We start from the raw sequence: 11,546 nt of genomic DNA, 5'->3' as shown, positions 1-11,546 counted from the left end.
GGCCTGGTCGGCGGCACCGGCGGCCTGCTGCGCTTGGGCGGCCTGCTGCTGGGCCTGGGCGGCACTCTGCTGCGCGGTCTGCGCCATTGCCGGAAGGGCCATCACGCTGCCGGCGGCGATCAACAGGGCAATCAGGGGCTTGCGGTTGCGATTCGTCATTGGGGTGGTCTCCGTCAAAGAGGTATTGCACGGGTCGTTGTTTCCGTACGGCCCCTACCCTGCCACCGCGTTTGTGAATCGATCTTGGGCTGCAACCGGCGTGCGCACGCGGTCTTAACCACTCACGCAGATGCGTGCATTACCGGCTCGGTTACGCGCAGGTGACAGGTCGGTAATGTGCGCATTCAGCGCGCCGGCGTTTAACGCGCGCCAAACGGGAAATCAGTTCGATGTCTCAGTTTTTTCGCCTGACCGGGAACTGAATATCATCCATCCCAAGGCCACACCGGCGAGCGCGCCGGCCACTTCAATGACCACGCGCGAGCCCAGTTCGTTGGGATCGTGGATGGTGGCCAGGTACATGCGCGCGTAGAACGGCGACTCCAGCCGCACGATGCCCATGTAGAACAGCTTCCAGGCGTCGATGCCGGCGCTGATGATCACGGCGATGAAGCACGCCCAGCCAACCGCATGGCCCATGCTCCAGCCGGCCCAGCGGCACAGGCGCTGCCACAGGCTGTAGACCAGCAGTCCAACGAGCAGCGCGATAAGGCCGGCTTCCAGGGTTCCCAGCAGTCCAAAGTGCAGCGGCAGATTCATTGCGTTCCGGGCGAATGGCGTCCGTACGTATTGTACGGGGACGCCGTCAGCGCACGGGGACGTCGTAGGCGGTGCGCGGGTCGGGCTCGGGGTGCAGGGTGTAATGCCACCATTCCAGCGGGTAGTTCCGGAAGCCCTGCGCCTGCATGGCGACCAGCAGGCGCTGGCGGTTGTTGTACTGGGTGGTGGTGATCTGCGCGGCGTCGGTGTGGGCTTCGGGGCCGAAGTAGTCGAAGTCGGTGCCCATGTCCACGTCGGTGCAGGTGCCGCTGCGGCAGTCGACCAGACCCAGGTCCACGGTGGCCCCGCGGCTGTGGCCGGAAGATTCGGCGATGTAGCCGCCGAGCAGCTGCGGCTTGTCGATGCCGGGGTACTGGAGGGTCTTGCGCGAGACCTCGAGGGGGTCGTTGGCCCAGTCGACGAACGCCTGCACGGACTGCTCCGGGCGGTAGCAGTCGAACAGCTTCAAGCCGAAGCCTTCGGCGCGCAGGCTGGCTTCGACCTTGGCCAGGGCGGCGGCGGCGGGCTCCAGCAGCAGGCACTTGGGCGCGTCGTACCCGGGCACCGGGCGGCCGGTGAAGTTGTTGCTGCCGGCATAGCGCATGTCGCGCTGGATGTCGGGCGAGAGCGTGGTGATGTCGACCAGGCCGGCCTGTTCGGCGGTGCGGACCAGGGCGGTGTGGACGGGTTGGGCGTGGGCGGTGGTGGCGGTCAGGGTCAGCGCGAGCGCCGTCACGACCAACGGTCGTGACCTACCGGGGGCAACTGCCGGTTCGCGTGAAATGCAGGTCCTGGTAGTCATAGCTGAAGTCGATATCCGGGTCGATGGCGCGCAGGGTCAGGGTGTGCGGTGTGCCCGGCGCTACCTGCAGCCAGGGCTCGGCGTCCGCCCCGAGGGTATCCCACTGCACCAGCCAACGGGAATCGAGCTGCATCACGGTTCCGCGCAGGCGCGGGGATTTTTCGACGCTGAAGCGGAGCTTGCCGTTTTCCGGGCAGAGGTGGGCGGTGCCGAGCCAAGGGTCGTGGTAGATGCCCTGCCAGGTGACGGTGGTGGGGGCCGGGGTGCGGGCGGAGGTGTCGGGGCGGGTGTCGCCGGCGTTGCGGCGGGCAGATTGTTCGGTCGCGAGGTCAGTGACGTACGGGGCAATCGATGCGGATTGACCGGTCGTGAGCGTCTTCAATGCGGCCTGCATCAGCACGGTGCGGGCGTTTTCGCGTTCGCCTTTGATCAGTATCACCACGCCCGCCTTGCTGTCTGGCAGCAGGGCGAGCGAGGAATACGCGCCGCTCAACGTGCCGGTGTGGGCCACCTTGAACTGGCCGTCCATGTCCGACAGCCGCCAGCCGTAGCCATAGGCGGAGAAATGCGCGTTGTCCCAGCGCCGCTGGCGCTCGCCGAGGGGCATGGGCATGTGCGCGGTCCACAGCAGGCGGCGCTGTTCGGCGTTGAGCCAATCGGGCACCCGCGTGGGGTCCAGCAGCACCTGCATCCAGCGGGTCATGTCGCGCAGGCTGCAGCGCACGCCACCGGCGGCGAGCGAGGTCTGGGCGGGGTCGGTCTGGCAGCCGCTCATGCCGAGCGGGGTGAACAGCTCTTCCTGCAGCAGCACGTCGATGGGTTTGCCGGCGGCGGCGGCGGCGACTTCACCGGCAACGACGTACATCAGGTTGTCGTAGGCGTAGCCGCTGCGGAAGCTGGTGACGGGTTTCAGGTGGGCCACGCCGGCGATGATGTCGGCGCGGGTGTAGGCGTTGGGTTCGGGCCACAGCATGAGATCGCCCGCGCCCAGGCCGAGGCCGCTGTTGTGGATGAGCAGGTCGCGCACCTGCATGTGTTCGGTGACCCAGGGGTCGTGCATGCGGAACTGCGGCAGGTGTTTGATGACCGGGTCGTTCCAGTGCAACACACCGCGCTGGACCAGGCGGGCCAGGACGGCGGCGGTCATGGCTTTGGTGTTGGACGCGATCTTGAAGCGGGTGTGTTCGGTGATGCCTTCGCCGCGGGTGGCGGTGAAGGTGGTTTGGCCGTTTTCCACCACGGCCATGGCGATGCCTTCGACCGGGTAGTGCTGGACGGTTTCGTCCAGCAGTGGGGTGAAGGGGGAAGCAAACGCCACCGTGGGGATGAACAGCAACGCGTAGAGCCGGGTCTTGCCCGGCTTGGTTGGGTGCCGCGGAAAAGCAGCCGGGCAGAGCCCGGCTCTACGACAGCGCGCGATCACGGTTTCGAGAGAGCGCGCGATCACGGGTTGAAGAAAGCGCACCATTCCGCGTTCCCGCCCTCCCATCAGAAATTCCACGTCGCCTGCAGCTGCGTGTACCGCGGGGCCTGCCAACGCGTGCCGGTGTTGAACGTGCTCTCGCGGTACTGGCCGGGTTGGGCTTCATAGCGCTGGTGCACGTTGACCACCTCCTGCTTGTTGAACAGGTTGAACACGGACAGCCGCACGCTCAGGTCCACGCCCTCCACCGGCAGACGCCAGGTGACGTTGGCTCCCATGGTCCAGGTCCACGGCAGGCGGCCATAGGCCCCGCGCGGGCTGTATTCGAACTCGCGCTCGGCGTAGGTGCCGCTGCAGTTGGCCACGCACAGCCAGCCGGTGCCGCCGCCGCTGCTTTCGCTGGAGGTGCTGCCACCGGCGGTGCTGTCGTTCGGCCACATCACGCCGAACGCGGTGACCGGGCCACCGGACTGCACCTGCAAGGTGGTGCCGAAGCTCCACATTTCATTGAGCGCGTAGGCGGCGCGCAGCTTGAACTGATGGCGGAAGTCGTTGAACAGCACGCCATAGCGTTCGTTGTTGGCGGGATGGTCCCAGTGCTGGACCATGCCGGTGTCGCCGTAGCCGGTGTCCGAGTTGACCGGGCCTTCAAAGTTGCCGTCGCTGCGCGACCACAGGTAGGAGGCGTTGAACAGCCACTTCTCGTCCCAGGCGCGGTCGATCTGGAATTCCAGCGCCTTGTAGGTGCGCTTGGGCTTGGAATAGCCGACCACTTCGCCGCTGCCGCCCTTGCGGTAGCCGCTGTTGGCGGTGTCGATGGTGATCCAGCCTTCCTCGGCGCAGCCGATGCTGGAGTCGCCCCACAGGGTCAGGCTCTCGCCCGGGTTTGCGATTGGCCACAGGGTGGTGCCGGTGGGGCCGCACGGAGTGTAGTTGATGCGCATGTCATCCAGCGCGCGGGTCATGCGCCGGTAGGTGGCGTTGACGCCCCACGACCATGCCTGGTTGAGCATGCTCTGGAAGCCAAGGATGTACTCGTCCTGATAGACCGCCTTGAGGTCGCGGTCCACGCTCTGGCGCAGGTCGGCGGCCCCGGTGTTCATGCGGGTGTCGACCGGGCCGACCTGCTGGCCGATGATCGGCGCGGCATACGGCGCACCGGTGACCGGGTTGGCCTGGGTCTGCCAGCCGTTGAGCACGTAATAGGTGTACTCGTCGGTGAGGCCGCCGGCGAAGTTGACGTTGATGTTGTTGGTGACCGGCAGGTAGTAGCGGCCGGCGTTGCCGAACAGCTTGGTGGTGCCGTCGCCCTTCATGTCCCAGCTGAAGCCGAAGCGCGGGGCGATGAGGTCGTCCATCTTGATGAAGGCGTCGCCGTCGGCGGTGCGGTTCTCGAAGCGGTCCCAGCGCACGCCCAGGTTGAGCATGAGGTTGGGAGTGATGTTCCAGATGTCTTCGAGGTAGAAGGCGTTGGCTTCGGTTTCAAAGGTCCCGCCGGACACGCGGTTGCGGCCGCGCAGCATCTCGGTCACGCCAGCCGGCACATAGGCGTTGGCACCGTCCCACACTTCGTCGCCGGGGCGCGCCACATAGGCGGTGTAGCTGAGCTGGGTGGGACCGGGATAGCGGGTGCTCTGCTCGGTGGTCATCAGCTCGCGGTCGACGCCGAAGCGCAGCAGATGGCTGCCAAGCTGCCATTCGAAGTCCAGGCGGGCAACGTCGCGGGTGTCATCGCGCTCGGCCACGGCGGTGCCCGTGGGGTGGCAGCCGGGGCGCAGGCCGTTCAACTGGCCCAGGCGCGGCGCGTAGCTGGCGTCGGTGAACACCGGGCTGCAGGCTTCGTCCAGCGAGGAACGGGTGAACGCACGCTGGTTGTTCTGCCCGACCATGGCGCGCGCGGTGAAGGTCTCGCCGAAGTGACCGGTGTAGGTGGCCGACCAGTTCCTGCCGCCGCTTTCGGTGACCGAGTCGCCGCCCCACGCGCCGATGACGTTGTCGTCCCAGTCGTAGTTGTAGGCACCGGCGGTGGTTTCGCCTTCGTCGCTGAAGGCAAGCAGTGCCAGGCTGTGGTCGTCGGTGATGTTCCAGTCGAGCTTGGTGCCCCAGAAGCCGTTGTCGGCCTCGTTCTTGAACCAGGTCAGGGCGTCATTGGAGGTGTTGTGGCCGTGCTCGTCGCGCTGCTCGTACATGGCAAACAGGAACAGCTTGTCCTTCACCACCGGGCCGCTGGCCCAGACGTTGGTCTTGAAGAAACTGCTGTCGTCGCGGCTGGCGTAGGAATGGGCGGTGCCGTCGCGGTGGAAATGGTCGCGGCCGCTGGAGCGCCAGGCCGCGGGCTCGGCGGTGACTTCGATGCCGCCTTCGAATTCGTTGCTGCCCGAGCGGGTCACGGCATTGATGACGCCGCCGGTGGAACGGCCGAACTCCACCGAGTAGCCACCGGTCTTGACCTGGAATTCGCTGAAGAACGCGAACGGTGCGCTGGAGAAGCCGCGCCGGGTGTACATGTCGGTGACGTTGAGGCCATTGATGAAGACCGCGTTCTCGGCCACCGAGGAGCCGGCGAACGACAGCCCGCCGAAGGTGGAGTTGCCGCCGACCACGCCGGGCGCGAGCAGCGCGACGGCCGACAGGTCCTGCGCCACCGGCAGGCGCGAGACCTCCTGGCGGTTGACGTTGAAGGAGGTCTCGGTGGAATACACATCCACGCGATTGACCACGCGCGTGCCCACCACCTGCAGTGCGTCCAGATTGACCACGTCGCCGCTGCTGGCCAGGTTGACGGTGGTGGTGCCGCCGATGGCAACGCTGACTGCAACGCTGTCGCCGAGGGCTTCGCCGTTGCGGCTGACCTGCAGGCGGTAGTCGCCCACCGGCAGCTGGCCGAGGCGGTAGCTGCCGTCGCTGCCGACGGTGACGCTGCGGCTGGCCCCGGTGCTGGTGCTGGTGACGGTGACCTGGTCACCGGCGGTGGCACGACCGGCGACCGCACCGCTGACCGCCTGGGCCCAGGCGATGCCGGGTGCCACGATGCCAAGACACGCCCCGAGTGCGACGCACAGCGCCGCCCGCTTCAAACTGTTCGCTTTCATCCCCTGCTCTCTCCTGCAGATTGTGAAATGGTGGTGGTGGGTTATTTCATGTGCGACTGGAAGTCGTAGGTCCACTGGTCGTAGTACAGGTTGCCGCCGGACCACTCCACTTCACCGCGCTGGTTGTCGACCGTGTCCGAGCGCGGGTGTTTCTTCGCCGGCACAAGGGGCCGGTCGTAATCGTCGTTGAAGGCGATGCGGTAGGCGTCCAGGCCGCCCAGGTAGAAGTCGCGCAGCGCGGGTGTGCGGCTGTGCAGGCGGCCGGTGGTGACATCCATCGGCACCCAGCCGTAGGGCGCGAGGTACACCGCGCCCCAGTCGTGCAGGTTGTTGTAGCCGATGCTGTCATCGGAATAGACCATGCCGGACTGCCAGCGTGCGGGAATGCCGTTGAGGCGCAGCAGCGCGATCAGCAGCAGGGTCTGCTGGCCACAGTCGGCGTGACCGGCGTGCAGGGCGTAGTTGCTGATGTTGGAGATGGTGGAGTATTCGCGTGCGCCGCCCCAGGGGATCTGGTCAACGGCGTCGAACAGTTTTTCGAAGATGCGGTAGGGGTGGGTTTCATTGCCGACCACGCGCTGGGAGAACGCGCGCAGCGCCGGGGTGAACACGACATGCGGGGCGCGCTCGGCCAGGTAGGGTTGCAGTGCCGGGTCGTTCGGAGTGGGCTGCACCTTGGCGGGGTCGATGTCGGTGTGGCGCGCGTATACGGTGAGTTCGTAGCGCACTTCAAATTGGGTCGGTTGGCCGGCGACGGCGGGGGCCTGCAGGTAGGCACTGCGCTGTTGGGTGTCTTCCCGGGCGATCTGCGCCGGCGCGGTGCCGCCGCTGCTGCCGAGGAAGCGTATGTTTTCCTGCTGACCGGGGATGGCGCGCGGGTACGGGATCCAGGCGCGAATGGTTTCGCCGGCGGGCACCGCGTCAGGTTTGACGGTGAGCGATTGGGTGACGGTGACGTGGCGCGGGGTGAGGGATTGCGGGCCCACGACCAACGGTCGTGGGCTACCGGCATTCCGGTCGCCGGTGGTGGATGCCGCGGAATGATGATCGCCGCCGTTCCCCCGGTAGGTATCGACCGTTGGTCGATACGAACGCGCGGCGGCCACCACTTCCTCATGATGCGGGCCGACGACTTCATACGGACCGTCCTTCGGCACCGGCACGCCGGGCGCACGCCTTGCACGCGCCTCAGCACTCACCCGGAACAGGTTGGACGGCGCACGCTTGAACCAGCGGCGCTCACCGTCGATGTCCAGATGCTCCAGATATCCCTGCGCGTCCCAACGGGCGAATTCGTCGGCGGTGAGGTCGGGAATCTGCTTGCGTACCTGCGCCTGCGCGGCCGCGGCGTCGAGGGTGAAGTCCAGGAGGATGCGGCGCATGCGCTCGCGCTGGAAGGCGTAGGCGTCGCGCTGGTCCTGGCTGAGGTTGGCATCGGCCAGCGCGCGGGTGATGTCGGCGTCGGCCTGGACGAAGTGACCGGCGTCGATGCTGGCGATGAGATCCGGCAGCGCAGGCACCGGCTGCGCGCACAGCGCCGGCGACACCAGCAGCAGGCAGGCTGCGGTGTGCCAGGCGAAGCGGCGGAGCGGGTGCGGTTTGCGAACTGCGGATTCCACGGCGACACTTCCGAAGGTGCGGGTGGTCATCGCTGTGTAACACGCGGCGGGTAGGTGGTCAATAATTTATTCTTGCTTTTGGTTGCGGAAGGAATAAATATTCCATTGGGTTTTCTGGAGGGTGGCCGTTGATGGGCGTTGATGCTGGGTCGATGACACGCATGGCGTGTCACTACGGGAGCCAGGCCGGATCGCGGTTGCGCACGATGACGACGCGCGGGGATCAGGCCGGGTCACGGGTGCGCGCCGTGGCGCTGGCGCTGTTGTTGACGGTCGCCGCTGGCGCGGGGGCGCAGGAGGCGGCGCGGCCGCTTTCGGGGTATGGCGATGTCATCGGGCTGACCGACTCGTTCCTGTACCCGGAGTTCTGGTCCGACCAGCAGGACGACGGCGCGGGCAGGCCGGCGCTCGACTCTACCGAGGCGGACCGGATTCTGCTCAGCCGACCCGACATCGATGCGCAGAACGCGCGGATGCGGGCGAACGATCCCTCCATTCATGACCTGGCGGCGCTGCCGGCTTCGCTGACCCGGGCCAAGGTCAAAGCCGACCTTGATGCGCTGTCGCGCTGGCCCGAGAAACCGCTGTATGGCGAAGACGGCCAGCCGATCAGCGCTGAACAGCGCGCGGCCATCGTCGCCAATGCCGGTCGCGACGCGATTGCCGCGACCCGCCCGCTGCAGTACGGACTGGTGGTGCACCGCGCGGCGCTGCGCACCTTCCCGACGATGCTGCGGGTGTTCAGCCGCCCGGGTGATACCGATATCGACCGCTTCCAGGAATCAGCGCTGTTCCCGGGCGATGCGGTGGCGGTGCTGCATGAAAGCGCGGATGGCCAGTGGCTGTTCGTCACCAGCGAGCGCTACACGGCTTGGATCGAAAAGCGCTACGTGGGCGTGGGCGACAAAGCGACGGTGCTGGGCTACGGCGCAACGGAGCACTACCGCGTGGTGACCGGGGCCACTGCATTCACCACGTTCACCCCGGAAGAACCGCGCGTTTCGCGCCTGCAGCTGGACATGGGCGTGCGCCTGCCAGCGCTGGTCGACTGGCCGCTGCAGCAGCCGGTGAACGGCCAGCAGGCGCACGCCAGCCATGTGGTGCAGCTGCCGGTGCGCAATGACGACGGCTCGCTTGCCCTGGTACCGGCGCTGATCGCCCGCTCACAGGACACCAGCGAAGCCTATCTGGAACTCACCCCGCGCGCTCTGTACACACAGGCGTTCAAATTCCTCGGCGAGCGCTACGGCTGGGGCCATTCGTATGACACCCGCGACTGCAGCGGCTTCGTCTCGGAGGTGTACCGCAGCTTCGGCATCCTGATGCCGCGCAACACCAGCGCGCAGGCGGTCAGCCTGGCACTGGACCGCATTGCCTTCACCGCGAAAGACGGCAAGGCCAAGCGCATGGAAGCGGTGAAGAACCTGCAGCCCGGCGACCTGGTCTACATTCCGGGCCACGTGATGCTGACCCTGGGTCACTTCGGCGGCAACACCTGGATGATCCACGACACCGCCGGGGGCAGCTGGTTTGCCCCGGACGGCAGCCGTGTGCAGGCCCACCTCAACGGCGTTTCGGTGACTCCGCTGGAGCCGATGATGGCCAGCGACACCGCCAGCTACATCGACCGCATCACCAACATCCAACGCATGCGTGCCAAGACCCCTTGATGAAAATCACCGATATTGAACTGGGCATGCTGCGCGTGCCGCTGAAAACGCCGTTCAAGACCGCGCTGCGCACGGTGGACACCGTGGAAGACGTGGTGGTGCTGATCCGCACCGACAGCGGCCACACCGGCTATGGCGAAGCGCCGGCGACGGCGGTGATCACCGGCGATACGCACGGCTCGATCATTGAAGCGATTGAGCGCTTCATCAAACCGCGCCTGATCGGCCAGGGGGTGGCCAACCTCAACCGCAACTGCGCGCTGGTGCAGTCGTCGCTGGAGCGCAACACCAGCGCCAAGGCGGCGGTGGAGATCGCGCTGTATGACCTGTGGGCACAGCTGCACGACGCGCCGCTGTACCAGATGCTGGGCGGTGGCGACCCGGTGATCACCACCGACATCACCATCAGCGTGGATTACATCGACAAGATGGTGGCGGACTCGCTTTCGGCGATCAACCGCGGTTTCGAGTCGCTGAAGATCAAGGTCGGCAAGGACATCGGGCTGGACGTGGAACGGGTGAAGGCGATCCACGCCGCGGTGCAGGGCCGTGCCCTGCTGCGCCTGGACGCCAACCAGGGCTGGACCGCCAAGCAGGCGGTGCAGGCCATGCGCACGCTGGAAGAGGCCGGGGTGGTGCTGGAACTGCTGGAGCAGCCGGTGAAGGCAGCCGACATCAGCGGGCTGAAGTACGTGACCGACCGGGTCAACACACCGGTGATGGCCGATGAAAGCGTGTTCAACCCGGGCCAGGTGTTCGACCTGATCCAGCAGCGCGCGGCCGACATCATCAACATCAAGCTGATGAAGACCGGCGGCCTGTCCAATGCGATCCGGATTGCCGACATTGCGGCGATCTACGGAGTGCCGTGCATGATCGGCTGCATGATCGAGTCGAGCATCAGCGTGGCCGCCGCCGTGCACCTGGCGGTGGCCAAGAGCGATGTGATCACCAAGGTGGACCTGGACGGGCCGTCGCTGGGTCGGTTCAACCCGGTCACCGGGGGCGTGCATTTCAACGAGTCCGAGATCACCATCAGTGACGCGCCGGGGTTGGGGATCACCGAGGTGCAGGGGTTGGAAATGATCACGCCGCCACGTTGGTAACCGATGCCGCCTTTGCTGAAAATCCGCTCTGAACGCGACCAGATGTCGGCGATTGAACGCCGCATCGGGGACTTCATCCTGGACAACGCCCACCTGCTGCGCGACTACTCGTCGCAGCAGCTGGCCAGCGCGCTGGGCATCAGCCAGTCCAGCGTGGTCAAGTTCAGCCAGAAGCTGGGCTTCAAGGGCTACCCGGACCTGAAGTACTCGGTGGGCCAGGCCGTGGCGCGCGCCGGCAGCGACCCGCAGGCGGCACCACCGGCGGGTGAGCCGGGCAACGGTTATGCGCAGCTGGGCGAGCGTCTGCGCCAGAGCCGGCAGGCGGCCGACGACGAAACCCGGGTGGCCAACGCGCAGGCCGACGTGGAGCGCATCGTGGCGCTGGTGGACGGTGCACCCAAGGTGTTCGTATACGGGCTGGGCGACGATGGCCTGTATGCGCGTGAGTTCGCGATGCGGCTTTCGCTGCTGGGCATGCTCACGGTGCACCATGCCGACCCGATTCTGATGATGGCCAACCTTTCCGCGGTGCGCGCGGGGGATGTGCTGCTGGTGTTCTCTGAATTCGGCAAGCTGCCGCAGCTGTACCAGCTGTCGCGCCAGTTCCAGGACATGGGCGGCAAGGTGGTGTCGATCACCCGCCACAGCGCCAACCCGCTGCGTGCGCACGCCGATGCGGCGCTGGTGGTGTGCGCGCATGACGCGTCGCCCTCGATGGCACAACTGTTGTACCGTTCAGCCTTGCAGTCGCTGCTGGACTTTCTGTTTGTCCTGCTCTGCCATGCCAACCCGGACCGGCACCGCCAGCTGGGGGTGAACCTGGAGCGGATTGAACACCTGATCGACACCTGATTGCCGGAGTTGACGATGCTGCCGTACCTGCGAACCGCTGTTGCCACCGTTGTGCTGGCCTGCGCCCTGCCCGCCTGGGCCGTCGATCCCCTGCAAGGCACCACCCAGCTGGTGGTGGTGACCACGGCTGACTGGGACGCCACCTCGGGCACGCTGCAGGCCTACGCGCGCACCGAGACCGGCTGGCGGCCGCAGGGCGGGGCGTTCACCGTGGCGGTGGGCC

At 66.6% G+C, this 11,546-nt stretch carries 8 protein-coding genes and 2 pseudogenes; 4 read left to right on the top strand and 6 right to left on the bottom strand.

Translation table 11 applies throughout. The annotated features are described in order from the left end of the window. The 6 genes and pseudogenes from EGJ34_RS22875 to EGJ34_RS17365 all read right to left on the bottom strand — a co-directional run. Nucleotides 1-159, bottom strand: a pseudogene (locus tag EGJ34_RS22875) (EF-hand domain-containing protein); the annotation flags it as partial. A gap of 222 nt (nucleotides 160-381) precedes the next feature. Beyond that, nucleotides 382-759 carry a hypothetical protein gene (locus EGJ34_RS17385; RefSeq protein ID WP_125361736.1) on the bottom strand — a complete coding sequence of 126 codons (378 nt, stop codon included), beginning with the start codon at nucleotides 757-759 and terminating at the stop codon, nucleotides 382-384. 46 nt (nucleotides 760-805) lie between these two features. Next, entirely contained in the window at nucleotides 806-1,495 is a 690-nt protein-coding gene (locus EGJ34_RS17380; RefSeq protein WP_260477041.1) for a M15 family metallopeptidase, read from the bottom strand. Between the two features lie 16 nt (nucleotides 1,496-1,511). Continuing rightward, nucleotides 1,512-2,894, bottom strand: a complete 1,383-nt coding sequence (locus EGJ34_RS17375; protein WP_260477042.1) for a serine hydrolase domain-containing protein — start codon at nucleotides 2,892-2,894, stop codon at nucleotides 1,512-1,514. A gap of 155 nt (nucleotides 2,895-3,049) precedes the next feature. Beyond that, on the bottom strand, nucleotides 3,050-6,076 hold the full coding sequence (locus EGJ34_RS17370; RefSeq protein WP_125361733.1) for a TonB-dependent receptor: 3,027 nt from the start codon (nucleotides 6,074-6,076) through the stop codon (nucleotides 3,050-3,052). A 41-nt stretch (nucleotides 6,077-6,117) separates the two neighbouring features. Beyond that, nucleotides 6,118-7,695 (bottom strand): transglutaminase domain-containing protein, encoded by a 1,578-nt coding sequence (locus EGJ34_RS17365; protein ID WP_260477040.1) that lies wholly within the window; start codon nucleotides 7,693-7,695, stop codon nucleotides 6,118-6,120. A 206-nt stretch (nucleotides 7,696-7,901) separates the two neighbouring features. On the opposite strand from EGJ34_RS17365, the gene EGJ34_RS17360 reads away from it, so the two are divergent. The 4 genes and pseudogenes from EGJ34_RS17360 to EGJ34_RS17345 form a co-directional block, all read left to right on the top strand. Then, on the top strand, nucleotides 7,902-9,365 hold the full coding sequence (locus EGJ34_RS17360) for an SH3 domain-containing protein (protein ID WP_125361731.1): 1,464 nt from the start codon (nucleotides 7,902-7,904) through the stop codon (nucleotides 9,363-9,365). Then, on the top strand, nucleotides 9,365-10,471 hold the full coding sequence (locus EGJ34_RS17355) for a dipeptide epimerase (RefSeq protein WP_125361730.1): 1,107 nt from the start codon (nucleotides 9,365-9,367) through the stop codon (nucleotides 10,469-10,471). Before EGJ34_RS17360 ends, EGJ34_RS17355 begins: the two co-directional genes overlap by 1 nt. 3 nt (nucleotides 10,472-10,474) lie before the next feature. After that, complete coding sequence (locus tag EGJ34_RS17350) at nucleotides 10,475-11,323, top strand: MurR/RpiR family transcriptional regulator (RefSeq protein WP_125361729.1); 849 nt, start codon at nucleotides 10,475-10,477, stop codon at nucleotides 11,321-11,323. Nucleotides 11,324-11,338: 15 nt separating this feature from the next. Beyond that, a pseudogene (locus EGJ34_RS17345) lies at nucleotides 11,339-11,546 on the top strand (hypothetical protein); the annotation flags it as partial.

The sequence above is a fragment of the Stenotrophomonas sp. 278 genome (assembly GCF_003935715.1).
Lineage (GTDB): Bacteria > Pseudomonadota > Gammaproteobacteria > Xanthomonadales > Xanthomonadaceae > Stenotrophomonas > Stenotrophomonas maltophilia_AH.
The sequence above is the reverse complement of the archived record's forward strand: the minus strand, read 5'-3'. Positions and strand labels throughout refer to the sequence as shown.

Bases quoted from the DNA above. Each gene is read 5' to 3' on its own strand.
- EGJ34_RS17355 (WP_125361730.1), top strand. From the start codon at position 9,365: ATGAAAATCACCGATATTGAACTGGGCATGCTGCGCGTGCCGCTGAAA.
- EGJ34_RS17360 (WP_125361731.1), top strand. From the start codon at position 7,902: ATGACGACGCGCGGGGATCAGGCCGGGTCACGGGTGCGCGCCGTGGCG.
- EGJ34_RS17350 (WP_125361729.1), top strand. From the start codon at position 10,475: ATGCCGCCTTTGCTGAAAATCCGCTCTGAACGCGACCAGATGTCGGCG.
- EGJ34_RS17370 (WP_125361733.1), bottom strand. From the start codon at position 6,076: ATGAAAGCGAACAGTTTGAAGCGGGCGGCGCTGTGCGTCGCACTCGGG.
- EGJ34_RS17385 (WP_125361736.1), bottom strand. From the start codon at position 759: ATGAATCTGCCGCTGCACTTTGGACTGCTGGGAACCCTGGAAGCCGGC.